This window comes from Streptomyces sp. HUAS MG91 (genome assembly GCF_040529335.1).
In the GTDB taxonomy this organism is placed as follows: Bacteria; Actinomycetota; Actinomycetes; order Streptomycetales; family Streptomycetaceae; genus Streptomyces; species Streptomyces tabacisoli.
The window spans coordinates 2251886-2276416 of sequence record NZ_CP159534.1 but is presented as its reverse complement, the minus strand read 5'-3'; the positions used below and the strand labels follow the sequence as shown (position 1 = coordinate 2276416).

Annotated in this window: 26 protein-coding genes; 22 read left to right on the top strand and 4 right to left on the bottom strand. The window is 73.3% G+C overall.

What is annotated here, in order from left to right; translation table 11 throughout:
• Positions 1–11 precede the first annotated feature (11 nt).
• The 3 genes from ABII15_RS10545 to ABII15_RS10535 all read right to left on the bottom strand — a co-directional run bounded on the left by ABII15_RS10545 (position 12) and on the right by ABII15_RS10535 (position 3522).
• On the bottom strand, positions 12–806 hold the full coding sequence (locus tag ABII15_RS10545; protein ID WP_353942030.1) for an LON peptidase substrate-binding domain-containing protein: 795 nt from the start codon (positions 804–806) through the stop codon (positions 12–14).
• Positions 807–811: 5 nt separating this feature from the next.
• Positions 812–1822, bottom strand: coding sequence for a hypothetical protein (locus tag ABII15_RS10540; RefSeq protein ID WP_353942029.1), 1011 nt, complete (start codon positions 1820–1822; stop codon positions 812–814).
• A gap of 185 nt (positions 1823–2007) precedes the next feature.
• The gene (locus ABII15_RS10535) at positions 2008–3522 is read right to left on the bottom strand and encodes an oxidoreductase (protein ID WP_353947016.1); all 1515 of its coding nucleotides are present in this window, start codon (positions 3520–3522) and stop codon (positions 2008–2010) included.
• Positions 3523–3837: 315 nt separating this feature from the next.
• On the opposite strand from ABII15_RS10535, the gene hisD reads away from it, so the two are divergent.
• The 12 genes from hisD to ABII15_RS10475 all read left to right on the top strand — a co-directional run bounded on the left by hisD (position 3838) and on the right by ABII15_RS10475 (position 15194).
• Positions 3838–5163: a histidinol dehydrogenase gene (gene hisD / locus ABII15_RS10530; protein WP_353942028.1), complete on the top strand. Its 1326-nt coding sequence runs from the start codon at positions 3838–3840 to the stop codon at positions 5161–5163.
• Positions 5160–6260: a histidinol-phosphate transaminase gene (locus tag ABII15_RS10525; RefSeq protein ID WP_353942027.1), complete on the top strand. Its 1101-nt coding sequence runs from the start codon at positions 5160–5162 to the stop codon at positions 6258–6260. Before hisD ends, ABII15_RS10525 begins: the two co-directional genes overlap by 4 nt.
• Complete coding sequence (gene hisB, locus ABII15_RS10520; RefSeq protein ID WP_351443705.1) at positions 6257–6850, top strand: imidazoleglycerol-phosphate dehydratase HisB; 594 nt, start codon at positions 6257–6259, stop codon at positions 6848–6850. The genes ABII15_RS10525 and hisB overlap by 4 nt, the downstream gene beginning before the upstream one ends.
• A 2-nt stretch (positions 6851–6852) precedes the next feature.
• Positions 6853–7017, top strand: coding sequence for a hypothetical protein (locus tag ABII15_RS10515; RefSeq protein ID WP_181512474.1), 165 nt, complete (start codon positions 6853–6855; stop codon positions 7015–7017).
• A 5-nt stretch (positions 7018–7022) separates the two neighbouring features.
• Positions 7023–7661 carry an imidazole glycerol phosphate synthase subunit HisH gene (gene hisH, locus ABII15_RS10510; protein ID WP_353942026.1) on the top strand — a complete coding sequence of 213 codons (639 nt, stop codon included), beginning with the start codon at positions 7023–7025 and terminating at the stop codon, positions 7659–7661.
• Between the two features lie 2 nt (positions 7662–7663).
• Entirely contained in the window at positions 7664–8389 is a 726-nt protein-coding gene (gene priA, locus ABII15_RS10505; protein WP_353942025.1) for a bifunctional 1-(5-phosphoribosyl)-5-((5-phosphoribosylamino)methylideneamino)imidazole-4-carboxamide isomerase/phosphoribosylanthranilate isomerase PriA, read from the top strand.
• Complete coding sequence (locus ABII15_RS10500) at positions 8386–8793, top strand: RidA family protein (RefSeq protein WP_353942024.1); 408 nt, start codon at positions 8386–8388, stop codon at positions 8791–8793. Before priA ends, ABII15_RS10500 begins: the two co-directional genes overlap by 4 nt.
• Positions 8790–9545 carry an imidazole glycerol phosphate synthase subunit HisF gene (gene hisF, locus ABII15_RS10495; RefSeq protein ID WP_353942023.1) on the top strand — a complete coding sequence of 252 codons (756 nt, stop codon included), beginning with the start codon at positions 8790–8792 and terminating at the stop codon, positions 9543–9545. The genes ABII15_RS10500 and hisF overlap by 4 nt, the downstream gene beginning before the upstream one ends.
• A gap of 360 nt (positions 9546–9905) precedes the next feature.
• Positions 9906–11861: a helix-turn-helix transcriptional regulator gene (locus ABII15_RS10490; RefSeq protein WP_353947015.1), complete on the top strand. Its 1956-nt coding sequence runs from the start codon at positions 9906–9908 to the stop codon at positions 11859–11861.
• A gap of 154 nt (positions 11862–12015) precedes the next feature.
• A complete protein-coding gene (locus ABII15_RS10485; protein ID WP_353942022.1) occupies positions 12016–13224 on the top strand; it encodes a helix-turn-helix domain-containing protein in 1209 nt (402 codons plus the stop codon).
• Positions 13225–13299: 75 nt separating this feature from the next.
• On the top strand, positions 13300–13878 hold the full coding sequence (locus tag ABII15_RS10480; RefSeq protein WP_353942021.1) for a helix-turn-helix domain-containing protein: 579 nt from the start codon (positions 13300–13302) through the stop codon (positions 13876–13878).
• Positions 13879–13883: 5 nt separating this feature from the next.
• Positions 13884–15194 (top strand): MFS transporter, encoded by a 1311-nt coding sequence (locus tag ABII15_RS10475; protein WP_353942020.1) that lies wholly within the window; start codon positions 13884–13886, stop codon positions 15192–15194.
• On the opposite strand, the gene ABII15_RS10470 is transcribed toward ABII15_RS10475, so the two are convergent.
• On the bottom strand, positions 15166–15801 hold the full coding sequence (locus tag ABII15_RS10470; protein ID WP_353942019.1) for a TIGR03085 family metal-binding protein: 636 nt from the start codon (positions 15799–15801) through the stop codon (positions 15166–15168). The two genes, ABII15_RS10475 and ABII15_RS10470, sit on opposite strands and share 29 nt — an antisense overlap.
• Positions 15802–15884: 83 nt before the next feature.
• Here ABII15_RS10470 and hisI point away from each other — a divergent pair, with 83 nt between their 5' ends.
• The 10 genes from hisI (at position 15885) to lgt (ending at position 24486) form a co-directional block, all read left to right on the top strand.
• Positions 15885–16250: a phosphoribosyl-AMP cyclohydrolase gene (hisI, locus tag ABII15_RS10465; protein ID WP_353942018.1), complete on the top strand. Its 366-nt coding sequence runs from the start codon at positions 15885–15887 to the stop codon at positions 16248–16250.
• A gap of 11 nt (positions 16251–16261) precedes the next feature.
• The gene (locus tag ABII15_RS10460) at positions 16262–17749 is read left to right on the top strand and encodes an anthranilate synthase component I (protein WP_353942016.1); all 1488 of its coding nucleotides are present in this window, start codon (positions 16262–16264) and stop codon (positions 17747–17749) included.
• A gap of 54 nt (positions 17750–17803) precedes the next feature.
• Complete coding sequence (locus ABII15_RS10455; protein ID WP_353942015.1) at positions 17804–18451, top strand: TIGR02234 family membrane protein; 648 nt, start codon at positions 17804–17806, stop codon at positions 18449–18451.
• Between the two features lie 114 nt (positions 18452–18565).
• Complete coding sequence (locus ABII15_RS10450) at positions 18566–18799, top strand: HGxxPAAW family protein (protein WP_353942014.1); 234 nt, start codon at positions 18566–18568, stop codon at positions 18797–18799.
• A 99-nt stretch (positions 18800–18898) separates the two neighbouring features.
• Positions 18899–19354 carry a DUF2752 domain-containing protein gene (locus tag ABII15_RS10445; RefSeq protein WP_353942013.1) on the top strand — a complete coding sequence of 152 codons (456 nt, stop codon included), beginning with the start codon at positions 18899–18901 and terminating at the stop codon, positions 19352–19354.
• 124 nt (positions 19355–19478) lie between these two features.
• On the top strand, positions 19479–20285 hold the full coding sequence (gene trpC, locus ABII15_RS10440; protein WP_353942012.1) for an indole-3-glycerol phosphate synthase TrpC: 807 nt from the start codon (positions 19479–19481) through the stop codon (positions 20283–20285).
• Positions 20286–20548: 263 nt separating this feature from the next.
• Positions 20549–21799: a tryptophan synthase subunit beta gene (trpB, locus tag ABII15_RS10435; protein WP_353942011.1), complete on the top strand. Its 1251-nt coding sequence runs from the start codon at positions 20549–20551 to the stop codon at positions 21797–21799.
• Positions 21796–22611 (top strand): tryptophan synthase subunit alpha, encoded by an 816-nt coding sequence (trpA, locus tag ABII15_RS10430; protein WP_353942009.1) that lies wholly within the window; start codon positions 21796–21798, stop codon positions 22609–22611. Before trpB ends, trpA begins: the two co-directional genes overlap by 4 nt.
• Positions 22612–22690: 79 nt before the next feature.
• Complete coding sequence (locus tag ABII15_RS10425; RefSeq protein ID WP_353942007.1) at positions 22691–23464, top strand: thioredoxin domain-containing protein; 774 nt, start codon at positions 22691–22693, stop codon at positions 23462–23464.
• Between the two features lie 68 nt (positions 23465–23532).
• The gene (lgt, locus tag ABII15_RS10420; protein ID WP_353942005.1) at positions 23533–24486 is read left to right on the top strand and encodes a prolipoprotein diacylglyceryl transferase; all 954 of its coding nucleotides are present in this window, start codon (positions 23533–23535) and stop codon (positions 24484–24486) included.
• Positions 24487–24531 lie beyond the last annotated feature (45 nt).

The window sequence follows — 24531 nt, the reverse complement described above, 5'->3', positions numbered from 1 at the left end:
TGCCCTTCGGGTCAGTTGAGGCTGGTCGCCTGTCTGGTGAGGTCCGTCGCGGGCAGCGACGGCAGATGCCGGATGATCGCCGTCTCGGCGCGCAGCAGCTTCAGCTCCTCGCGCAGCCGGGACGCCACGTCACCGGCCTCCAGGAGCCGCTGCCGCGTCGGTACGTCGAGCACCGCGGCCGCGGCGACCAGGTAGGACACCACCGACGGCTCGTCCGGCAGCTCCGCGCCCGTGGTCAGGGTCCGCTCGCGGGCCCCGGCGAGCCGCTTCTGGTACGACCGGAACGCGCGCAGCACGCCCTCGGCCAGGGCTCCCGCCTCGTCGCCGTCGTCGTCCGGCAGCACCTCCACCTCCGCGGTGAGGTACGGGCCCGAGGCGTCCACCGAGTGCAGCTCGACGCGCTGGGTGCCGGTCGCGAGCACCTCGAAGCTGCCGTCGGCGCGCTCGCGGATCGTCGCCGCGTCGGCGATGCAGCCGACGGTGTGGAAGGAGCTGATCGGGTCGTCGCCGAAGCCCGCCGCCGGGCCCGCGCCGGCCTCCTTCGTGGTGAGGTCGTCCGGCATGCCGGCGGCGCTCGGCGCGACCTCGTGGCCGTCGCGGATCGCCACGACCACGAAGTTGCGGGGCTCGTCGGAGACGGCCGGGTCGTCGTCGGGGTCGTCGGAGTCGGCGGGCCCGGAAGGAGAGTCCTTCAGCAGGTCGCGCATCAGGGCGCGGTAACGCTCCTCGAAGATGTTCAGCGGGAGCACGAGCCCGGGGAACAGCACCGAGTTGAGCGGGAAGAGCGGAAGCCGGACGGTGGTCACGACGGTCAAGAGTAATGGTCGCCGGAGGTCCGCTCGCCGCCGAGCAGCGGGAGCGCCGCCGCGACCTCCAGACGGACGCCGTCGCGCAGGTGCAGAAACTCGCCCAGCGGGTCGTCGGAGAGCCGGTCCCAGGGGAACGAGGTCGCGTACGGGCCGATGAGCCGCAGCTGGTCCAGGGCGTCCTGCCAGCGTTCGAGCTGGATCAGGACGCAGGCCAGCAGATTGCGCACCTCGGCGGGCCAGGGGTCCGCGCCGTCGTACGTGGCCGAGAGCCCGACGGCGAGATCGGCCGCCGCGTCCAGGCGGGCCCGCGGGATGCCGCGCGGGGACTGATCGGTGAGATAGGCGAAGGCGGCGCGGGCCGGGAGGGCCTGGAGCAGGGAGCCGGGCAGCGCGTCCTCGGCGGCGCGCTCGGCGAAGTCGAAGCACTCCGCGTGCGAGCCGTACCAGGCGGCCGACAGGTACTGCAGGGCCGCGACGTGGCAGCCGTAGTGGTGCGTGGAGCGGCGCACCGCCTGGGCCCACAGCTCCTCGAAGACGGTGTGCGGGGCGTTCGCGCCGCGGGCGTGGTCCAGGGCGAGGCGCCAGGGGACCGGGTCGCTGCGGTCGGCGTCGGCCGCGGCCAGGATCAGCGGGGTGACGTCGCGGAGCAGTTCGGCGCGGGCCGGGGAGCCGAAGGCGCGGGCCACCGCGACCTCCGCCTTGACCAGGAGCAGGTCGGGGTCGTGCGGGGCCGCCGACTGCCAGGCCGTGAACCATTCGGGGCGGGCGGCGGCGAAGGCGGCGAGGCGCTGGACGTACCGGTCGCGGTTCTCCCACTCGGCGGCCTCGCGGGTGTGGGCGAGGAGCTTCGCGGCCGGGCCGTACTCGGTGTGGCCCGCGGCGGCCAGGGCGGTGGCGAGGCGGGCGTCGGGGGCGTCGAGGAGGATGTCGTCGTCCGGGGGGAGGCCTTCGGCCAGGGACGCCGTGTGGCGGATCATGCGGGCTGTGCGGATGAGGGCGCGGAGCAGGGGCATGTCCGCGTCCTCCTTTTCGGCGGGCCTTGTCGCTGCCCTGGGATGACGGGCTCTGGGGGGCCATGGTTGCTTGTGGGTGGGTAACGGTTTGGGGCGGGGTCGTGGTCACGGGTCGGGCTGTGACCGTGCCGGGCGGGTGGGGCCGGGGTGCGGGCCCGATGAGCGCTCGCCCCGTGCCGGCGGGGCTAGTTCCTGCGGAGCAGGCGGGTGGCGCCCGCTGCCACTGTGGTGGCCAGGATCCAGCCGAGCATGATCAGGACGGCCGCCAGCCACTGCCAGCCGTCGGTGAGCCGCCAACTGTGCTCCTGCCCCAGGTCGATCACCGGGAGCAGCAGGTCGAGGGCGAAGAGGGCCGGGTCCCAGCGCGGGCCCTGGCCCGGCTGTATCGGCGGATGGTGGGCACGGCTGAAGGCGACCGCGCTGACCGCCCAGAGCACGGCCATCCAGACGGCGGCCCGGCCCGGCCGGTACCCGTAGGCGACCGTCCAGTCCTGCATGTAGCCCCATACCTTGGCCGCCACCGGCAGCGTCTCGCGGCGCCGGCGCTGCTTGGCGAGCAGCACCTCGCGGGCGTCGGCGTCCTCCCCGCTGTTGCGCAGGATGGTGGCGAGCTGCTCGTACGGCTCGGGCCGGTACTCGGGCGTGGCGTCGGAGAGCCAGCACAGCCTGCGGCGCAGCGGGAAGGCGCCGATCGGGATCAGGTTCTCGTACGTGAAGCCGCTGACCCGGAACTGCCCCGCGAGCGGCCAGCTCGTCGCCTTGTCGACCAGATTGACGACCCTCGCGCCGCTCAGCACGACGACACCGCGCTCCGGCCGCTCCCCGGTGAAGCGCAGCTCGGGGGTCTGGACGCGGCGCAGGGACAGCTCCTGGTCGTGTTGGAGCGTGAAGCGGGCCGCTTCCAGGTCGATGGCGTCGCCGAAGCGCCCGTCGTCGAGGCGCAGGCCGCCCACGCACTCGAACCGCTGCACCCGGGTGCCGCGGGCCGGGGTGCCGTTGGACTGGAGCGGGTTGCCCCCCACCCCGGCGGGGGTCAGGTACAGGGTGCGCTCGACCGTCAGCTGCGGGGCGTTCAGCGCGCGCCGCCCGTGCGTGTTGCTCAGCCGGCTGCCGCGCAGGGACAGCGAGACGCCCACGGTCGCGCCGCGCAGGCTCAGCTCGCCGTGCGTCTCCAGCATCTCGGCCTGGAGGTCCTGGCCGACCGACATCCCGTCCCCGGCGATCGACTTGCCGGTCCGGTCGCGGAACGCCACCGCCTGGTTGAGCAGCAGGTCCGTGCCGATGTGCGCGTCGGTGAGCCGGACGCCGGTGTGGAACCGGGAGCGGGCCAGATGCAGATCGCCCTCGGTGTGCACCCGGGCGGCCTCCAGACGCGGCACCGAGCAGTTCACCAGCCGCAGCGTGGTGAAGTGCGCCTCCGGCAGCAGCACCTCCTTCTCGAAGCGGCAGTCCTTCAGCTCCACGTACGGCTCGATCGTGCCCCCCGCGAGATCGAGCGTGTCCGTGATCTGCACGCCCTGGAGCTTCAGCGACGACACCCGGCCGTCCAGGGCCGGCGGACCGTCGAGCAGCAGCCACGCCACGATCCGCCCGCGCACGCTGCGCTCAGGCCCCCAGGGGTGCCCGCCGTGCGGATCGTCGGCGTCCATGCGGCCCGACCGCAGGTCGTAGAGGCTTCCATTGCGGAACGCCTGCCACATCCCCACCTCCGCCGCGGTCAGCCCGTCCGGCACGTCGCCATCGCCGCCGCAGGCCGTCGTCCCGTCGACCACGCCTGTCCTGCCTCCCCGTACGTCCTCACGTTCCGTCGCGCCGGCACGTCCCGGGCGTTGCGCGCGTCCCATCGGCATCTGCCGCTCACAGGTTGTGTACGACCGGTCATGCCCGCTCGGTGACAGCTTGAACGCCAGGGGTGAAGGTCTTCCTCCGGTCCCCGAACATCGGCCGAAACCGCACGTGTATCAGTCACTGATACGGGCGACCGGCGGCAAAGGCGCGTCTGAGAGAATTGGTGCGTGATCTCTCGAATCGATCTGCGCGGCGCCGCCCTCCCCGAGGGCCAGGCCCTGCGCTCGCTGCTGCCCCGAGCCGACTTCGACGTCTCGGCCGCCCTGGAGAAGGTGCGTCCGATCTGCGAGGACGTGCATCATCGCGGCGACGCGGCGCTGATCGAGTACGGGGAGAAGTTCGACGGAGTGACGCTGGAGTCGGTGCGGGTGCCGGCCGAGGCCCTGGCCAAGGCCCTCGCCGACCTCGACCCGGCCGTCCGCGCGGCCCTGGAGGAGTCCATCCGCCGGGCCCGCGTCGTCCACCGCGAGCAGCGCCGTACCGGCCACACCACGCAGGTCGTGCCCGGTGGCTCGGTCACCGAGAAGTGGGTGCCGGTCGAGCGCGTCGGCCTGTACGCGCCCGGCGGCCGGTCCGTCTACCCGTCGTCCGTGATCATGAACGCCGTACCGGCGCAGGAGGCCGGCGTCGAGTCGATCGCGCTCGCCTCCCCGCCGCAGAAGGAGTTCGGCGGCCTGCCGCACCCGACGATCCTGGCGGCCTGCGCGCTGCTCGGCGTCGACGAGGTGTACGCGGCGGGCGGCGCCACCGCCGTCGCGATGTTCGCGTACGGCACCGAGTCCTGCCCGCCCGCGAACATGGTGACCGGCCCGGGGAACATCTGGGTCGCCGCCGCCAAGCGCTACTTCACCGGCCGGATCGGCATCGACGCCGAGGCCGGCCCGACCGAGATCGCGGTCCTCGCCGACGCCACCGCCGACCCGGCGCACGTCGCCTCCGACCTGATCAGCCAGGCCGAGCACGACCCGCTGGCCGCCGCCGTCCTCGTCACCGACAGCGAGGAGCTGGCCGCCGCCGTCGAGCGCGAGCTGGCGCCGCAGGTCGCCGCGACCAAGCACGTCGAGGACCGCATCCTGCCCGCCCTCAAGGGCGAGCAGTCCGCGATCGTCCTCGTGGACTCGCTCGACGACTGCCTCAAGGTCGTCGACGCGTACGGCGCCGAGCACCTGGAGATCCAGACGGCGGACGCCGCCGCCCGAGCCCAGCGCGTGAAGAACGCGGGCGCGATCTTCGTCGGCCCGTGGGCGCCGGTCTCCCTCGGGGACTACGCCGCCGGGTCCAACCACGTCCTGCCGACCGGCGGCTGCGCCTGCCACTCCTCCGGCCTGTCCGTCCAGTCCTTCCTGCGCGGCATCCACATCGTCGACTACACGAAGGACGCTCTCGCCGAGGTCGCCCACACCGTGGTGACGCTGGCCGAGGCCGAGGACCTGCCCGCGCACGGCGCCGCCGTCAAGGCCCGCTTCGGATGGAAGGTGCCGACGGACAAGTGACGCACATCGACGACCTTCCCGTACGCGACGAACTGCGCGGCAAGTCCCCTTACGGCGCGCCCCAGCTCGACGTCGCCGTCCGGCTGAACACGAACGAGAACCCGTACCCGCTGCCCGAGCCGCTCGTCGCGCGCATCGCCGAGCGGGTCGCGGACGCGGCCCGCACCCTCAACCGCTACCCCGACCGGGACGCGGTGGAGCTGCGCACCGAGCTGGCCCGGTACCTGACCCGTACGACCGGCCACGAGGTCACGTACGAACAGGTCTGGGCGGCCAACGGGTCGAACGAGGTGCTCCAGCAGCTCCTCCAGGCGTTCGGCGGCCCCGGCCGCACCGCCCTCGGCTTCGAGCCCTCGTACTCGATGCACCCGCTGCTCGCCCGCGGCACCAACACCGGCTGGGTCAGCGCCCCGCGCAAGGACGACTTCTCGCTGGACGTGCCCGGCGCCGTCGAGGCGATCCGCACCCACCGCCCCAGCGTCGTCTTCATCACCAGCCCCAACAACCCCACCGGCAACGCCGTGGCCCGCGAGGACGTCCTCGCGCTGTACGAGGCGGCCGGCCGGGACGCCATGGTGATCGTCGACGAGGCGTACACCGAGTTCAGCCACGGCGCCTCCCTGCTCGAACTGATCGAGGGCCGCCCGAACCTCGTCGTCTCGCGCACCATGTCGAAGGCGTTCGGCGCCGCGGGCCTGCGCCTCGGCTACCTCGCCGCCGACCCGGCCGTGGTCGACGCGGTCCAGCTGGTGCGCCTGCCCTACCACCTGTCGGCCGTCAACCAGGCGACGGCGCTCGCCGCCCTGGAGTACACCGACACCCTGCTCCAGTACGTCGAGCAGCTGAAGGCCGAGCGCGACCGCGTGGTCGAGGAGCTGAAGGGGCTCGGCTTCGACGTGACCGTCGCCGACGCCAACTTCATCCAGTTCGGCGTCTTCGACGACCCGCACGCCGTCTGGCGGTTCATCCTCGACCGCGGCGTCCTGATCCGTGACAACGGAGTGCCGGGACGGCTGCGCATGTCGGTCGGCACCCCCGAAGAGAACGACGCGTTCCTGGACGCGGCCCGTGAAGTGAAGAAGGAGTTCGGCGCATGAGCCGCGTAGGACGCGTAGAACGTACGACCAAGGAGACCTCGGTCCTCGTCGAGATCGACCTCGACGGCAGCGGCAAGGTCGACGTGTCGACGGGGGTCGGCTTCTACGACCACATGCTCGACCAGCTCGGCCGCCACGGCCTCTTCGACCTCACGGTCAAGACCGAGGGCGACCTGCACATCGACTCGCACCACACCATCGAGGACACCGCCCTCGCCCTCGGCGCCGCCTTCAAGCAGGCGCTCGGCGACAAGGTCGGCATCTACCGCTTCGGCAACTGCACCGTCCCGCTGGACGAGTCGCTCGCCCAGGTCACCGTCGACCTCTCCGGCCGCCCCTACCTCGTGCACACCGAGCCCGAGAAGATGGCGCCGATGATCGGCGAGTACGACACGACGATGACCCGGCACATCCTGGAGTCGTTCGTCGCGCAGGCGCAGATCGCCCTCCACGTCCACGTACCGTACGGGCGCAACGCGCACCACATCGTGGAGTGCCAGTTCAAGGCCCTCGCCCGCGCGCTGCGCTACGCCTCCGAGCGCGACCCGCGCGCGGCCGGCATCCTCCCCTCGACGAAGGGTGCCCTCTAGTCATGAACGGCCTCGCGACCGTCCTCATCCTCGTCGGCCTCTTCCTGGTCGGCGGCATCATCTCGTTCACCAAGCAGGGCATGGGCAAGAGCCTCATCACCCTGCTGTCGATCAGCGCCGGCCTGTGCCTCGTCGCGGGCGTGCTGCGGCTCGACTACTGGAACTGACGGCCATGACAGACAAAAAAGTTGTCGTCTTCGACTACGGCTTCGGGAACGTGCGCTCCGCCGAGCGCGCCCTCGCCCGCGCGGGCGCCGACGTCGAGATCACCCGCGACTACGACAGGGCGATGAACGCCGACGGCCTCCTCGTCCCCGGCGTGGGCGCCTTCGCCGCCTGCATGAACGGGCTGAAGGAGGCGCGCGGCGACTGGATCGTCGGGCGCCGGCTGTCCGGCGGGCGGCCCGTGATGGGCATCTGCGTCGGCATGCAGATCCTGTTCGCGCGAGGCATCGAGCACGGCGTCGAGGCCGAGGGCCTCGACGAATGGCCCGGCGTCGTCGAACCGCTGAAGGCCGACGTCGTCCCGCACATGGGCTGGAACACCGTCGACGCACCCGAGGACAGCGAGCTGTTCGCGGGTGTCGGCAGCGACGAGCGCTTCTACTTCGTGCACAGTTACGCCGTCCAGCACTGGGACATGGAGGTCAAGAACCCCCATATCCGTGCCCCCAAGGTCACCTGGTCGACCCACGGCGAGCCCTTCGTGGCCGCCGTCGAGAACGGCGCGCTGTGGGCGACGCAGTTCCACCCCGAGAAGTCCGGCGACGCCGGAGCCCAGCTGTTGAAGAACTGGATCGGAACCCTTTGACCATGAGCAAGCTCGAACTCCTCCCCGCGGTCGACGTCCGTGACGGCCAGGCGGTCCGCCTTGTCCATGGCGAGTCCGGCTCCGAGACCTCCTACGGCTCCCCGCTGGAGGCCGCCCTCGCCTGGCAGTCCTCCGGCGCCGAGTGGCTGCACCTGGTCGACCTCGACGCCGCGTTCGGCACCGGCGACAACCGCGCGCTGATCCGCGAGGTCACCGAGGCCATGGACATCAAGGTGGAGCTGTCCGGCGGCATCCGCGACGACGACACGCTCGCCGCCGCCCTCGCCACCGGCTGCACCCGCGTCAACCTCGGCACCGCTGCCCTGGAGACCCCCGAGTGGGTCGCCAAGGTCATCGCCGAGCACGGCGACAAGATCGCCGTCGGCCTCGACGTGCGCGGCACCACGCTGCGCGGCCGCGGCTGGACCCGCGACGGCGGCGACCTCTACGAGACCCTGGAGCGCCTCAACTCCGAGGGCTGCTCCCGCTATGTCGTCACCGACATCGCCAAGGACGGCACGCTCCAGGGCCCGAACCTGGAGCTGCTGAAGAACGTGTGCGCGGCCACGGACCGCCCGGTCGTCGCCTCCGGCGGCGTCTCCTCCCTCGACGACCTGCGCGCCATCGCCGAGCTGGTGCCGCTGGGCGTCGAGGGCTCCATCGTCGGCAAGGCGCTGTACGCCAAGGCGTTCACGCTGGAGGAGGCGCTGGAGGCGGTCTCCGTATGAGCGACGCCGTCCGCCGGACCCAGTCCGGTGCCCCCTGGGAGGAGGCGTTCGGGTACGCCCGCACCGTCGAACTCCCCAACGGTCTCGTGCTGGTCGCCGGCTGCACCTCCGTCGTCAACGGCGTGATCTCCGAGGGCGGCCCGTACGAGCAGACGAAGAACGCCTTCAACGTGGCGATCGAGGCGCTGGGCGAGCTGGGCCTCGGCCGCGACGACGTCGTGCGCACCCGCATGTACATCACGCACGCGCGGGACGTGGACGAGGTCGGCCGGGCCCACAAGGAGCTGTTCGACACCGTCCGCCCCGTCGCGTCGATGCTGATCATCTCCGGCTTCGTCGACCCGTCGCTGGTCGTGGAGGTCGAGGTCGAGGCGTTCCGCCCGCAGACAGGAGACGCGCGGTGAGCCTCGCGGTACGCGTCATCCCGTGTCTCGACGTGGACAACGGGCGGGTCGTCAAGGGCGTCAACTTCCAGAACCTGCGCGACGCGGGCGACCCCGTCGAGATGGCGAAGGTGTACGACGCCGAGGGCGCCGACGAGCTGACGTTCCTGGACATCACCGCCTCCTCCGGCAACCGGGAGACCACCTACGACGTGGTGCGCCGCACCGCCGAGCAGGTCTTCATCCCGCTCACCGTGGGCGGCGGTGTGCGCACCGCCGAGGACGTGGACAAGCTGCTGCGCGCCGGGGCCGACAAGGTGGGCGTCAACACGGCGGCCATCGCCCGGCCGGAGCTGATCCGGGAGATCGCCGAGCGGTTCGGGCGGCAGGTGCTGGTCCTCTCCGTGGACGCGCGGCGCACCGAGTCCGGGTCGTTCGAGGTGACGACGCACGGCGGGCGGCGGTCCGCCGGGATCGACGCCGTCGAGTGGGCGCATCAGGCCGCCGAGCTGGGGGCCGGGGAGATTCTGCTCAACTCGATGGACGCCGACGGCACCAAGGACGGGTACGACCTGGAGATGATCTCGGCCGTACGCAAGCATGTGTCCGTGCCGGTGATCGCCTCGGGCGGCGCCGGGCGTCTCGATCACTTCGCGCCGGCCGTCGCGGCGGGGGCCGATGCCGTGCTCGCGGCGTCCGTCTTCCACTTCGGTGACCTGCGCATCGGAGAGGTGAAGTCCTCCCTGCGCGAGGCTGGTTGCCCGGTGCGCTGAGCACTCCGTGCGGGCCTGCGGGTGGGTGGGCCTGCGCTTTTGTCGGGTTGTCGCCCGGCTGGCGCCCGGTGGCCGCTTCTCGCGCAGTTCCCCGCGCCCCTGAGATGCGCACTGCGTGCGCCATCTCATCAGAGGCGCGCCACCCGCCCTTCCTCGGAGGCGCGCGAAGCGCAGCCTCAAGGGGAGGCCGCGCGTCAGCGCATGCCTCAGGGGCGCGGGGAACTGCGCGACCAGCCCCCACCGGAGCCGCGCTCCAGAGGGTTGTGCGGGGGCACAGTGTCCTCGCGTGGTGGTTGGGGGCGGGACCAATCGGTGTCGGGTGCGGGACGGCGCACGTCTAGCGTGGTCCGGGTGACCGGCATGAGCGTGCTGTTGCTGACCGCCGCCGCGTACGAGGCCGACCCGGAGGGACCCGGCGCCGACGCGGGGCTCGTGCTGCGGGCCGCGACGGCCGCCGGACTCGACGCGCACGCCCTGGACGCCGCCGCACGCGCGGGCCTGACCCGCGACGCCGACGGACGGCTGCGCCTGCCGGACCCGCGCGCCCGGTACACGGCGGAGCCGCCCGCCCGGCGCAGGGAGGCGCACCGTCTGCTGGCCGAGGCCGCCACGGGGGAGCGGCAGCGCCCGGCGGGCCTGCTGCACCGGGTGCTCGCGACGCCGTACCCGGACGAACGGCTCGGCGCCGAACTGGCCGCCGCGGCGGCGGAGCCGGGCCCGCCCGCGGGGGAGCGGGCCACGGCGCTGGCCCTCGCCGCCGGACTCGCACCGGACCCGGCGGTGCGGGCGGCCCGTCTGGTCGCGGCGGCCGACCGCTACCGGCGCGCGGGCCGAGCGGCGCGGGCCCGCGAACTCCTCGACCGGGCCGCCGAGTCGGCGGTCCCCGACCCTGTACGCGGGCAGGCCGCGCTGGTCCACGGCCTGCTCGCGCTGCGCGACGGACCCGTGGCCGACGCCCGCGAGTCCCTGCTGCTGGCCGCCGGGCAGAGCGCCCCGGGACCGGCCCTCGACGCCCGGCTCGCGGCGGCGGAAGCGACCTGGGCGCTCGGCGACGCGGAGGGGTACCGGGAGATCGTCGGCGTCCAGGGGATCCCGCCGGGACCCGGCGCCGTCCTCGACTACCGCCTCGGCATGTCCGCCTCGCTCGGCGAGCGCTTCCTGGCCGGCCGGGCCGCCCTGGCCCGCGTCGTCGAGCGGGCCGCGTGCGCCGAGGAGGGGGAGCCGGACGTGCTGCTGCGGGCCGGAGCCGCCGCCCTCGTCGCCGGGCGGGTCGACGCCGCCTGCCGGATCGGCAGCAGGGCGCTCGCCGCGGCCCGCGCCCGGGACGCGGCGCCCGAAGTGCCCCGGGCCCTGGAACTGCTCGCCTACGGAGAACTGCGCTCGGGACGCCACGCCCGCGCCCGCGCCCACGCCGAGGAGGGGCTTGCCACCGCCCGCGCCGGCGGGCAGCGCAACCTCGTCGCGGGCCAGCACGCCATCCTCGCCCTGGTCGCCTCCCTGGACAGCGACACCGGCATCGTCGCCCGGCACGCCTCGGCCGCCCAGCACATCGCCGACCGGCACGGCCTCGTACAGACGGCGACGCTCGCCCAGTGGGCGCTGGCCCGGGCCGATCTGGCGCGCGGCCGGGCCGCCGAGGCGACGGCCCGGCTCGCCCCGCTGACCGGGCCGGGGCCGCGCGGCGGCCACTTCGCGGTGCGGATGCTCGCCGTGCCCTGCCTCGTGGAGGCGGCGGCCGCGGCGGGTGAGCCGGGCGGGGCCCGCGAGGCCGTCGCGGAGTTCGCCGTGTGGGCCGAGCGCGGATACGACCCGCAGGCCCCGGCCCAACTCGCCCGCTGCCAGGCCCTCCTCGACCCCGGCGACGACCGCTTCGGCGAGGCCCTGGCCCGCCACGACCGCACGGGCGGCGGCGACTTCGAGCGGGCCCGCACCGCCGCCCTGTACGGCAAGTGGCTGCGCCGCACCCGCAGACCGGCCCGCGCCAGGGTGCTGCTGCGCGACGCCCTGGTCGCCTTCGAGCGGTGCGGCGCTTCGGTCTGGGCCGCGCAGACGGCCGCCGAACTGCGGGCCACCGGCGAGGCGCCCGGCTACGGTCGGCCCAGCCCGGAACTGGCCGAGCTGACCCCGCAGCAACTGCGCATCGCGCACTGCGTCGCCGAGGGCGACACCAACCGCGAGGTCGCCCGCCGCCTCTCGGTGAGCCCGCGCACCGTGGACCACCACCTGCGCAACGTCTTCGCCCAGCTCGGCGTACGCTCGCGCGTCGAGCTGGCCCGGCTCGTGCACCGCGCGGAACGCCCCGCCACCGCCTCCTGACCGGCCCCCGTCGCCGGGGACCGCGCGCCGCCCGCCACATCCCCGTACCGCATCGTTTTCTTCCGGGGGCTGGAGACCGACTGGACGGTATGCCATTCTGCGGGCCCGGGGCGGAGCCGCCGCGCCCCGGCGCGAGCCGAACCGTGGAGGACCGATGCCCGCGCACCTCGTACGCCCCAAGCCCGCCACCACGCCCGCGGCGGTGGGAGTGCTGCGTCGCGCGGCGCTCCCGCTGATGGGCCGGCTCCCCGCGCTCACCGACCGGCTGGTGGCACAGCTGCGGGAGCGGGAGCCCGCCTACCGCGCCGCGATCGAGGCCGACCCCGCCGAGGTGCGCCGGGAGGTGCAGCGCTCGCTGCGGCACAGCGTCGGCTCCCTGCTCGACCCGGCCCGCTCGCGCCCGGCCGCCCGCGCCTGCTCGGCCCGGATCGGTGCCGAGCGCGCCGCGTCCGGCCTGCCGCTCGACGCCGTGCTGCACGCCTTCCGGCTCGGCGGCGCCCTGATCTGGCACGCCCTGATCGACGAGGTCACCGTCCAGCGGCCCGAGGACGCCCACCTGCTCGTCCACCTCGCCGCCGACGTCCGTGGCTTCGTCGACGAGCACTGCGCCTGCGTGGCCGACGCCTACCGGCAGGCCGAGCGCGAACTGACCTGGCGGCGCGACAACCGGCGCCGCCTGAGAGCCGCCGCCCTCCTCGACGGCGCCACGCGCATCGCCGATCTGCCCGCGGCCGCCGCCGAGTTGAACCTGCCCGAGCGGGGCCGGTACGCGGTGGTGCTCGTCGCGGGCGGGCCGGGCGCGCCGCCCGTGCTGCCCGGCGAACCGCGGGCGGTGTGGCACCCGGGCCCCGACGGGCGGCGCGGCATCGTCCCCCTCACGGACCGGACCAGCGCCGGACTCGCCGCCGCCTGCCGCGCGACGACGGACCGCGTCCCGGGACTGCGGATCGGGGTCAGCCCCGCCGTCGACGGCCTCGCCGCGGTCGGCGCCGCCCGGCGGCTCGCCGAGACCGCCCTGCGCATCTGCCCCGCGGCCGGCGGCACCGTGCTCCTCGACGACGAACTGCCCGCCGCCCTCGTCGCCGCCGCCCCCGGACTGGGCCGGCTCCTCGCCGACCGGGTGCTCGGCCCGCTGCTCGTCCTGCCGCCCGCCGACCGCGGCCTCCTGCTCGACACCCTGACCGTCTGGCTGGACTGCGACGGCTCCGCGCAGCGCGCCGCCGCCCGCCTCTACTGCCACCGCAACACCGTGCTCAACCGGCTGCGCCGCTGCGAGCAGCTGACCGGGCGCAGCCTCGCGCGCCCGGCCGACCTCGTGGAACTCGGGCTCGCCCTGAGCGCGTACCGGCTGCGGCGGGACTGACCCCCTGCGAATTCACGAAGCATCTGTTGCGCAATTTTTGTTGCGCAACATTTCTTGCGCATCTACGGTCGAGGTATGTCAGAGCCACGCCGCATCGCGGACCTCGCCACCCTCAAGGCCTTCGGCCACCCCCTGCGCATGCGGCTCTACGGAGCCCTGAAGATGCGCGGGACCGCCACCGCCTCCCAGCTCGTGGACGACCTCGACGACGGCACGGCCGTCTCCCTGGTCAGCTACCACCTGCGCAAGCTCGCCGAGCACGGGCTGATCGAGGAGGCCGAGCGCCGCGAGGGCGGCGACGCGCGGGAGCGCTGGTGGCAGGCCGCCCAGGAGACACTCCGCATCGAGAGCAAGGACTTCCGGGACAGCCCGGAGGGCGCCGCCGCCCACACCGCCCTGTCCCGCGTCATGTACGACCAGCGCCGCGACCACTACCTGCGCTTCCTCGAACAGCGCGCCGGATGGAGCGCCGAGTGGCAGGACGCGCACGACAGCTCCGACTTCATGGCCCGGCTCACCCCGGACGAACTCAAGGACATGACCGCCGAGTTGCACGCCGTCGTCGCCCGGTACACCGAGCACGGCAGGACCGCGGACCCCGAGGGCCGCGAAATGGTCGGCGTCCACCTGTACGCGTTCCCGATGAGAGGCTGACCGCGATGGTCCTCGACCCGCTCACCGCCCGGCGCCGCTACAGCGCGGTGTCGTTCCTGTTCTGGCTGCCCGTCGGCCTCTGCGTCCCCGTCCAGGTACTGCTGCTGACCGAGCGCGGCGTGTCCCTCGCCGCCATCGCCGCCCTCTTCGCCGTGCACTCCCTGACCGCCGCCGCCCTCGAACTGCCCACCGGGGGCCTCTCCGACGTCCTCGGCCGCCGCGCCGTCCTCGCCGCGTCCGGCGTGCTCACCGCCGCCGCCCTCGCCCTGACCGCGTTCGGCACCACCGTCTGGGTCCTGGTCCTCGCCATGGCGCTCAAGGGCGCCGCCCGCGCCCTCAACAGCGGCCCCGCCGAAGCCTGGTACGTCGACACCGTGCAGGCCCACGAAGGCCCCGACGCCGAACTGCGCCCCGGCCTCGCCCGCGGCGGCGCCGCCGGAGCCGCCGCCCTCGCCCTCGGCACCCTGTGCGGCGGCCTCGGCCCCTGGCTGCTCGACCGCGACGGCCGCCTCGAAGCCGCCACCGGAGTGCCGACGCTCGCCGTGCCCCTGGTGCTCGGCGCGCTCATCAGCGCCCTCTACGTCGGCTACGTCATGGTCGCCCTGCCCGAACCCCCGCGCCCGCCCGCCACCCTGCGCGGCGTCCTCGCCGGCATCCCCGGCACCATCGCCTCCGGCGTCAAGCACACCGCGCGGGACGCCCTGGTGCGCCGCGTCGTGCTGACCGCCGCCGCCGTCGGCAGCGCGATCGGCGTCGTCGAACTGCTCACCCCCGGCCGCGCCGCCGACCTCACCGGCAGCGCCGACGGCGGCGCCGTGCTCTACGCGGTCCTCGCCTGCGCCGGATTCTGCGGCACCGCCCTCGGCAACCGCCTCGCACCGCTCGTCGCCCGCCTCACCCGCAGCGGCGAACGGGCCGTCCTCGTCGGCGAGTTCGCCGCCGTCCTCGGCATCGCCCTGCTCTGCGTCACCGCGGCGGTGGACCTCGCCGCCCCGGCCGCGCTCGGCTATCTCCTGGTCTACGTGGGCATCGGCGCGGCGAGCCCCAGCGTCAGCGAGTTCCTGCACCGCCGCACCGACAGCTCGGGACGCGCCACGGCCCTGTCCGTGCAGTCCCTCGCCCTGCAACTCGCCGGAGCCTGCGGCAGCATGGTGGCGAGCGCCCTGCCGGCCGGGGCGGCGGCCTGGCTGCCCGCGCTGCTCGGCCTGACGGCGGGCGCACTGCTGTGGACCCGCCGCGCACCCGCCGCAACTCCCGTGCCGCGCACGGTGATCGACCAGGAGCCGGTTACAGCCCCAGCGCCTTCGTCTCGGTGAGCCGGTCCACCGCCGCCTTGTCGCCCTCCAGCTCCACGTCCGCCGCGGCCTGCCGGCCGAACGCGAACATCAGCAGCTCGGCCGGCTCGCCGGTGACCGTGACCACCGGAGCGCCCTTGTGGGCCACCGCCGTCTGCCCGTCGGGCCGCCGCAGCACCAGCCCGACCGGCGCCTTGCGGCCCACCATCCGGGCCATCCGCTCCAGGCGGGACCACAGCGCCTCCGAGAACACCGGGTCCAGCTCACGCGGCGACCAGTCGGGCTGCGCCCGGCGCACGTCCTCCGCGTGGACATAGAACTCCACCGCGTTCGACGCCTCGTCGACCTGCTTCAGGGAGAAGGGCGAGAAACGCGGCGGACCGGTCCTGATCAGCTGGATCAGCTCCTCGTAGGGCTTCTCCGCGAACTCCGCCTGGACCCGGTCCAGACGCCCCGCGAGCTGTTTGAGGAGGATTCCGCCCGCCGCGTCGGGGCGCCGCTCGCGCACCACGACATGGGCCGCGAGATCACGGGCGGTCCAGCCCTCGCACAGGGTGGGCGCCTCCGGGCCCGCCGCCTCCAGCAGGTCCGCGAGAAGAAGCCGTTCACGCTTGGCATGGGTCGACATGGCCGCCAGCCTACGACCGGCCCCGCCGTCCGGACAGTGGACGCCGACAGAACCCGCACAAGTGGCGCGGCACAATGACACGTATGACCAGCACGCCCCAGTCCAGTGACCTCGACCCCGCCATCGCCGCCCGCCTCAAGCGCAGCGCCGACGGCCTGGTCCCCGCCATCGCCCAGCAGTACGACACCGGCGAGGTGCTGATGCTCGGCTGGATGGACGACGAGGCACTGCACCGCACCCTCACCACGGGCCGCTGCACCTACTGGTCGCGCAGCCGCCAGGAGTACTGGGTCAAGGGCGACACCTCCGGCCACTACCAGCACGTGAAGTCCGTCGCCCTCGACTGCGACGCCGACACCGTGCTCGTCAAGGTCGACCAGGTCGGCGCCGCCTGCCACACCGGCGCGCGGACCTGCTTCGACGCCGACGTCCTCCCCGTCACCCAGTAAGGTCGGCCGCCATGGATCTCGAGACCTTCCGCAAGCTGGCGACCGACCGCCGAGTGATCCCCGTCAGCCGCAAGCTCCTCGCGGACGGCGACACCCCCGTCGGCCTGTACCGCAAGCTCGCCGCCGAGCGGCCCGGCACGTTCCTCCTGGAGTCCGCGGAGAACGGCCGGTCGTGGTCCCGCTACTCGTTCGTCGGCGTCCGCTCGGCGGGCACCCTCACCGAGCGCGACGGACAGGCCCACTGGCTGGGCACCCCGCCCGTCGGCGTCCCCGTCGACGGCGACCCGCTCGCCGCCCTGCGCGCCACCGTCGAGACCCTGCACACCCCGCGCTACGAGGGCCTGCCCCCGTTCACCGGCGGCATGGTCGGCTACCTCGGCTACGACATCGTGCGCCGCCTGGAGAAGATCGGCCCCGGCGAGCGCGACGACCTGAAACTGCCCGAGCTGACGATGCTGCTCACCAGCGACCTCGCCGTCCTCGACCACTGGGACGGCTCGGTCCTGCTCATCGCCAACGCGATCAACCACAACGACCTCGACACCGGGGTCGACGAGGCGTACGCCGACGCCGTCGCCCGGCTCGACGCCATGGAGGCCGACCTCGGCAAGCCCGCCGACACCGCCCCGGCCGCGCTGCCGCCCTCCGAACTCCCCGAGTTCACCGCGCTGTGGGGCGGCGAGCAGTACCAGGCCGCCGTCGACGACATCAAGGAGCGCGTCCGCGCGGGCGAGGCCTTCCAGGTCGTCCCCTCCCAGCGCTTCGAAACCCCCTGCACCGCAAGCGCGTTGGACGTCTACCGCGTCCTGCGCGCGACCAACCCGTCCCCGTACATGTACCTCTTCCGGTTCGACGGCTTCGACGTCGTCGGCTCCTCCCCGGAGGCCCTCGTCAAGGTCGAGGACGGGCGCGCCATGGTCCACCCCATCGCGGGCACCCGGCCGCGCGGCGCCACCCCGCAGGAGGACCAGGCCCTCGCCGACGAACTCCTCGCCGACCCCAAGGAGCGCGCCGAGCACCTGATGCTCGTCGACCTCGGCCGCAACGACCTGGGCCGCGTCTGCGAGCCCGGCTCCGTCGAGGTCGTCGACTTCATGTCCATCGAGCGGTACTCGCACGTCATGCACATCGTGTCCACCGTCACCGGACAGGTCGCCGAGGACCGCACCGCGTACGACGTGCTCACCGCCTGCTTCCCGGCCGGCACCCTCTCCGGCGCCCCCAAGCCCCGCGCGATGCAGATCATCGACGAGCTGGAGCCCTCCCGCCGCGGCCTGTACGGCGGCTGCGTCGGTTACCTCGACTTCGCCGGGGACTCCGACACCGCCATCGCCATCCGCACCGCACTCCTGCGCGACGGCACCGCCTACGTGCAGGCGGGCGCCGGCGTCGTCGCCGACTCCGACCCGGTCGCCGAGGACACCGAGTGCCGCAACAAGGCCGCGGCCGTGCTGCGCGCGGTGCACACGGCGAACCGGCTCGGCGCGCACACAGTGTGACGTGACGCACGCCTCCCGCCCGGAAGCCCCCTCCACCTGTACAGAGGGGCGATAGTGGAGTACGTGACTGCCGTACCGCACCCCCGTACCGAAGCCGCCGAGACCGGCCCCGCCGCCAGGCGCGGCCGGCGCAGCCTCGCCGTCGCGCTGCTCTTCGGGGCCGTCGGCGCCGCGGTCGCGCTGCTCGCCTCCCGCCAGGAGTGGTGCTCGGGCGTCGCGGCCGTCGCCGGCGGCGACCTGGAGCTCTCCGCCAAGGGCAGCGACGTGACCGGCGTCCCCGCCGCACTGGCCGTCGTCGGCCTCGCGGCGCTCGTCGCCGTGTTCGCCGTGCGCCGCGCGGGCCGCTTCCTGGTCGCCTCGCTGCTCGCCCTGTCCGGCGCGGGCGCCGTCGCCGCCGCCGTGCTCGGCGCGGACGACAGCTCCGCCCTCGACGACAAGGCGGCCCAGGCCTCCGGCAACGCGGCGACCACCATCGACGCGCTCACCCACACCGCCTGGCCCTACGTCGCGGCGGGCGGCGGCGCCCTCATCCTGGTCGCCGGAATCCTCGCCGTGATCTACGGCGCGGCCTGGCCCTCGATGGGCGGCCGCTACGAGCGCTCCGGTGCCCCGCGGCCCAAGAAGCAGAAGGCCGTCGACCCGGACCGCCCCGAGGACCTGTGGAAGGCCCTGGACCGCGGCGAGGACCCGACGGGCGCCTGACGCCCGTCCACCAACCCCCCGTGCCGGAGCCGCGCAACGGTACGGGACAATGAGCGCAAGCAGCCTGAGCAACGCGCTGGTCAGCTGAGAGAATTACGCAACGAGGAGCAAGCCATGGCGGACAGCAGCCACGGACACACCCCGGCCGCCTGGACCGGTGTCATCATCGCCTTCATCGGCTTCATAGTCGCGGGCGCCTTCATGGTGATGGGCAGCGTCGTCGGCTTCTGGGCCGGCATGGCCCTGCTCGCCCTCGCCGCGATCGTCGGCGGCGCGATGCACGTCGCCGGTCTCGGCAAGCCGCGCCGCGCCGAGCTGAAGCTCAACCCCTCCGGCTCGGAGGCCTGAGCCACGTACACCGCGAAGGGGCGGCCGGCGACACGATCGCCGGCCGCCCCTTCGTGTCGCCGACAGGCGCGGGGCAGGCCCCCGGGGCAGAATTCACGGGTGACCGTCGAGACGACCGACACCGCGCCCGCGACCGCCCACGACCACCCCGGCCTCCTGCGCCGCACCGCGGTGCCGCTGGGCCTCCTCGGCGGCGTCGCGGCGGCCTTCGCCTATGTCGGCACCGTCGACCCCAACCAGCCGGGTCACTATCCGGCCTGCCCGCTCCTCCAGATCTTCGGGATCTACTGCCCGGGCTGCGGCGGACTGCGCAGCGCCCACGCGATCGTGCACGGCGACCTCACCGCGGCGCTCGGCGCCAACGCCCTCGCCGTCGCCGGGTACGCCCTCTTCGCCGTGGGCTGGACCGTGTGGGCCGTACGGGCCGCCCGGGGCCTGCGGGGCGTGCCGTTCGGCCTGCGCCCCGGCCGTGCGCACCTGTGGACGCTCGGCGCCGTCGTGCTCGTCTTCACGGTTGTCCGGAACCTGCCCCTGGGTGGCTTCCTGCACCCTTGATCATCCGTAACTGTCCAGGTGGTGGGACCAACGTCAACCGGATGCGGAGCCTCAGCCCGGCTACGGATACCATTTCAGTGACCAGCAGATTGCCCAGTGAACTGTCAGAAGGGAGTCCGCTCGCGTGAGTGTGCTCGACGAGATCATCGACGGAGTCCGTGCCGACCTCGCGGAACGGCAGGCGCGCGTCAGCCTCGACGAGCTCAAGGAGCGCGTGGCGAAGGCTCCCGCGGCCAAGGACGGGGTCGCGGCCCTGCGCGGCGACGGCGTCAAGGTCATCTGCGAGGTCAAGCGGTCCAGCCCGTCCAAGGGCGCGCTCGCCGCGATCGCCGACCCGGCCGGTCTCGCGGCCGATTACGAGGCGGGCGGCGCCGCCGTCATCTCCGTGCTGACCGAGCAGCGCCGCTTCGGCGGTTCGCTGGCCGACCTGGAGGCGGTCCGCGCCAAGGTCGACATCCCGGTCCTGCGCAAGGACTTCATCGTCACCTCGTACCAGCTGTGGGAGGCCCGTGCGTACGGCGCCGACCTCGCCCTGCTGATCGTGGCCGCCCTGGAGCAGCCCGCCCTGGAGTCCCTCATCGAGCGCGCCGAGTCCATCGGCCTCACCGCGCTCGTCGAGGCGCACGACGAGGACGAGGTCGAGCGGGCGGTGGACGCCGGGGCCAAGGTCATCGGCATCAACACCCGCAACCTCAAGGACCTCACCGTCGACCGCGGCACCTTCGAGCGCGTCGCCCCCGAGATCCCGGACCACATCGTCAAGATCGCCGAGTCCGGCGTGCGCGGCCCGCACGACCTGATCGCGTACGCCAACGCGGGCGCGGACGCGGTCCTCGTCGGCGAGTCCCTGGTCACCGGCCGCGACCCGAAGGCCGCCGTCGCCGACCTGGTCGCCGCGGGCGCCCACCCGGCCCTGCGGCACGGGCGGTAGTCTCACCGTCATGTCCATCGCCGCCCGCCTCGCCCCAGGCTGCCGCCCCCGCGGCTGCCGGGCCCCGGCACGCCGGGTGCGCGGGCGGCGCGTGCGCTACCACATCGGTGCGGAGCCGGGCCAGATCAACGGCATGCGATGGCAAGCGCCCCGTTAGGGGCGCGGTGAACGACGCGACCGGCCACCCAGGACAGGCCGCCCGACGACACACCCATGCCCCCACGGCGTTTAGTCATCACCAGAACCCACCGTGAGGTTGACGCATGCCCAGCGAGTACTTCATCCCTGACCCCGACGGTCAGATCCCCAGCGCCGAGGGCTACTTCGGCGCGTTCGGCGGCAAGTTCATCCCGGAGGCGCTCGTCGCCGCCGTGGACGAGGTCGCCGTCGAGTACGACAAGGCCAAGAACGACCCCGAGTTCGCCCGCGAGCTCGACGACCTCCTCGTGCACTACACGGGCCGCCCGAGCGCCCTCACCGAGGTACCGCGGTTCGCCGAACACGCGGGCGGCGCCCGGGTGTTCCTCAAGCGCGAGGACCTGAACCACACCGGCTCGCACAAGATCAACAACGTGCTCGGCCAGGCCCTGCTCACCAAGCGCATGGGCAAGACCCGCGTGATCGCCGAGACCGGCGCCGGCCAGCACGGCGTCGCCACGGCCACCGCCTGCGCGCTGCTCGGCCTCGACTGCAAGATCTACATGGGCGAGATCGACACCCAGCGTCAGGCCCTGAACGTGGCCCGGATGCGCATGCTGGGCGCCGAGGTCGAGGCCGTCACGTCCGGCAGCCGCACCCTCAAGGACGCCATCAACGAGGCGTTCCGCGACTGGGTCGCCAACGTCGACGAGACGCACTACCTCTTCGGCACCGTCGCCGGACCGCACCCCTTCCCGGCGATGGTCCGCGACTTCCACCGCGTCATCGGCGTCGAGGCCCGCCGCCAGATCCTGGAGCGCGCGGGGCGGCTGCCCGACGCCGCGATCGCCTGCGTCGGCGGCGGCTCCAACGCCATCGGCCTGTTCCACGCCTTCATCCCGGACGCCGGCGTCCGCCTGATCGGCTGCGAGCCGGCCGGCCACGGCGTCGAGACCGGCGAGCACGCGGCGACCCTGTCCGCGGGCAACCCCGGCATCCTGCACGGTTCACGGTCGTACGTCCTCCAGGACGACGAGGGCCAGATCACCGAGCCCTACTCGATCTCGGCGGGCCTGGACTACCCGGGCATCGGCCCCGAGCACGCCTACCTGAAGGACTCCGGCCGCGGCGAGTACCGCGCGGTCACCGACGACCAGGCCATGCAGGCGCTGCGGCTGCTGTCGCAGACCGAGGGCATCATCCCGGCCATCGAGTCGGCGCACGCCCTCGCGGGCGCCCTCGACGTCGGCAAGGAGCTCGGCAAGGACGGACTGATCGTCATCAACCTGTCCGGGCGCGGCGACAAGGACATGGACACCGCCGCCCGCTACTTCGGTCTCTACGACACCGAGGCCACCGAGGGGGAGTCCAAGTGAGCGGGAACCTTCAGCTGCTGTCCGACACCCTCGCCGGTGCCCGGGCCGAGGGCCGCGCCGCCCTCATCGCCTACCTCCCGGCCGGCTTCCCGTCGGTCGACGGCGGCATCGAGGCGGTCAAGGCCGCCTTCGACGGCGGCGCCGACGTGGTCGAGGTGGGCCTGCCGCACTCCGACCCGGTGCTCGACGGCCCGGTCATCCAGACCGCCGACGACATCGCGCTGCGCGGCGGCCTCAAGATCAAGGACGTCATGCGCACCGTGCGCGAGGCGTTCGAGGCGACCGGCAAGCCGGTGCTCGTCATGACGTACTGGAACCCGATCTACATCTACGGCGTCGAGCGGTTCACCACCGAGCTCGCCGAGGCCGGCGGCGCGGGCTGCATCCTGCCCGACCTGCCGGTGCAGGAGTCCGCCGAATGGCGGCAGCACGCCGAGAAGAACGGCCTCGGCACCGTCTTCGTCGTCGCGCCCAGCAGCCAGGACGCGCGCCTCGCCACCATCACCGCGGCCGGTTCCGGCTTCGTCTACGCGGCCTCGCTGATGGGCGTCACCGGCACCCGCGAGTCGGTCGGCAACCAGGCCAAGGAACTCGTCGACCGCACCCGGGCCACCACCGAACTGCCGGTCTGCGTCGGCCTCGGCGTCTCCAACGCGGTGCAGGCCCGGGAGGTCGCCTCCTTCGCGGACGGGGTCATCGTCGGCTCAGCGTTCGTGAAGCGGATGCTGGACGCCCCCGACGAGAAGGCCGGCCTGGAGGGCGTGCGGGCCCTCGCCGCCGAGCTCGCCGAAGGTGTACGGGGCACGAAGTAACACGGAGTCACGTACCCCTTACGGGTGGAATACGTTGCGGGGAGGCACGTTGGTGCCTCCCCGTCTCGTTGGCGCGGGTGTGAGTGAGAAGAACCGTGAGGGAAAGCGCGCCGCCCGCGAGCGACTGGCCGCGGAGCGCGAGAAGCAGAAGGCCGCGGAGAAGCGGCGCCGGACGTTGATCGTGGGCGCGAGCGTCGTCTGTGTGCTCGGCCTGGCCGCCGTGATCGGCGTGGTCGCCGCCAATTCCGGTGGCGACGGCGACAGTGACACCGCGTCCGGCCCGGTGAGCGCGCCGCAGGGCGCCGCCGGCACCGACAAGCTGGCGATCCCCGTCGGCCAGGACACCGCCAAGTCGACCCTCACCATCTGGGAGGACTTCCGCTGCCCGGCGTGCAAGGCCTTCGAGGACTCGTACCGCACGACCCTCCACGAGCTGACCGACGCGGGGAAGCTGAAGGTCGAGTACCACCTCGTCACCCTCATCGACTCGAACATGGGCGGCAGCGGCTCCCTGCGCGCGGGCAACGCGGCGGGCTGCGCCCAGGACGCCGGGAAGTTCCGCGACTACCACGACGTGCTGTACGAGAACCAGCCGGAGGAGACGGACGACGCGTTCTCCAAGAACAGCAAGCTGCTCGACCTGGCGGGCAAGGTCGACGGCCTGACCACGGACACCTTCACGTCCTGTGTGAACGGCGGCAAGCACGACACCTGGATCCAGAAGAGCTACAAGAAGTTCCAGGACGACAAGCTCTCGGGCACCCCGACGGTGATCCTGAACGGCAAGACGCTCGACCTGAACTCGCTGACGCCGCAGAAGCTGAAGGAGCAGGTGGAGGCCGCTGACAAGTAGTCCGTTACGGACCCGTTGCCGGGCTGCCGGACGCGGCCCGGGCCCGGCACGGTAGCGTCGACCCTGCCATGGAACTTGCCTACATCCCCAGCCCGTCGCGCGGGGTCGTCCACCTCGGACCGATCCCGCTGCGCGGCTACGCGTTCTGCATCATCATCGGCGTCTTCCTGGCCGTCTGGCTCGGGAACAGGCGCTGGATCGCCCGCGGCGGGCGGGCCGGCACGGTTGCCGACATCGCCGTCTGGGCGGTGCCGTTCGGCCTGGTCGGCGGGCGCCTCTACCACGTGATCACGGACTACGAGCTGTACTTCAGCGAGGGCCGTGACTGGGTGGACGCCTTCAAGATCTGGGAGGGCGGCCTCGGCATCTGGGGCGCCATCGCGCTCGGCGCGGTCGGCGCCTGGATCGGCTGCCGCCGCCGTGGCATCCCGCTCCCGGCCTGGGCCGACGCCCTCGCGCCCGGCATCGCGCTGGCCCAGGCCGCCGGCCGCTGGGGCAACTGGTTCAACCAGGAGCTGTACGGCAAGCCGACCGACCTTCCGTGGGCACTGAAGATCACCTCCGACACCGACGGCCGGGTTCCTGGCACCTACCACCCGACGTTCCTGTACGAGTCGCTGTGGTGCATCGGCGTCGCGCTGCTCGTCATCTGGGCCGACCGCAGGTTCAAGCTCGGGCATGGGCGGGCGTTCGCGCTGTACGTCGCGTCGTACTGCGTGGGGCGGTTCTGGATCGAGTGGATGCGCGTGGACGACGCGCACCACATTCTGGGGCTGCGGCTCAACGACTGGACCGCGATGCTCATCTTCCTGCTCGCCGTGGTCTACATGGTGGTGTCGGCGAAGGTGCGGCCCGGGCGCGAAGAGGTGGTCGAGCCTGTCACCGGGGACTCCGACTCCGTCGTGGACCTGGACAAGGGTGAGCCCGAGCCGGATTCCGGCTCTGAGCCGAAGTCGGATGCCGAGAAGGAGGCCTCCGCGGAGGCCGAGCCTGCGACTGAGGCTGAGGCCAAGAAGGGGTGACCTTCGGCTGACGGCCGGTGGCCGCTTCTCGCGCAGTTCCCCGCG

Bases quoted from the DNA above. Each gene is read 5' to 3' on its own strand.
- ABII15_RS10540 (WP_353942029.1), bottom strand. From the start codon at position 1,822: ATGCCCCTGCTCCGCGCCCTCATCCGCACAGCCCGCATGATCCGCCAC.
- ABII15_RS10535 (WP_353947016.1), bottom strand. From the start codon at position 3,522: ATGTGGCAGGCGTTCCGCAATGGAAGCCTCTACGACCTGCGGTCGGGC.
- hisB (WP_351443705.1), top strand. From the start codon at position 6,257: ATGAGCCGCGTAGGACGCGTAGAACGTACGACCAAGGAGACCTCGGTC.
- ABII15_RS10515 (WP_181512474.1), top strand. From the start codon at position 6,853: ATGAACGGCCTCGCGACCGTCCTCATCCTCGTCGGCCTCTTCCTGGTC.
- hisH (WP_353942026.1), top strand. From the start codon at position 7,023: ATGACAGACAAAAAAGTTGTCGTCTTCGACTACGGCTTCGGGAACGTG.
- priA (WP_353942025.1), top strand. From the start codon at position 7,664: ATGAGCAAGCTCGAACTCCTCCCCGCGGTCGACGTCCGTGACGGCCAG.
- ABII15_RS10500 (WP_353942024.1), top strand. From the start codon at position 8,386: ATGAGCGACGCCGTCCGCCGGACCCAGTCCGGTGCCCCCTGGGAGGAG.
- ABII15_RS10490 (WP_353947015.1), top strand. From the start codon at position 9,906: ATGAGCGTGCTGTTGCTGACCGCCGCCGCGTACGAGGCCGACCCGGAG.
- ABII15_RS10485 (WP_353942022.1), top strand. From the start codon at position 12,016: ATGCCCGCGCACCTCGTACGCCCCAAGCCCGCCACCACGCCCGCGGCG.
- ABII15_RS10480 (WP_353942021.1), top strand. From the start codon at position 13,300: ATGTCAGAGCCACGCCGCATCGCGGACCTCGCCACCCTCAAGGCCTTC.
- ABII15_RS10475 (WP_353942020.1), top strand. From the start codon at position 13,884: ATGGTCCTCGACCCGCTCACCGCCCGGCGCCGCTACAGCGCGGTGTCG.
- ABII15_RS10470 (WP_353942019.1), bottom strand. From the start codon at position 15,801: ATGTCGACCCATGCCAAGCGTGAACGGCTTCTTCTCGCGGACCTGCTG.
- hisI (WP_353942018.1), top strand. From the start codon at position 15,885: ATGACCAGCACGCCCCAGTCCAGTGACCTCGACCCCGCCATCGCCGCC.
- ABII15_RS10460 (WP_353942016.1), top strand. From the start codon at position 16,262: ATGGATCTCGAGACCTTCCGCAAGCTGGCGACCGACCGCCGAGTGATC.
- ABII15_RS10450 (WP_353942014.1), top strand. From the start codon at position 18,566: ATGGCGGACAGCAGCCACGGACACACCCCGGCCGCCTGGACCGGTGTC.
- trpB (WP_353942011.1), top strand. From the start codon at position 20,549: ATGCCCAGCGAGTACTTCATCCCTGACCCCGACGGTCAGATCCCCAGC.
- lgt (WP_353942005.1), top strand. From the start codon at position 23,533: ATGGAACTTGCCTACATCCCCAGCCCGTCGCGCGGGGTCGTCCACCTC.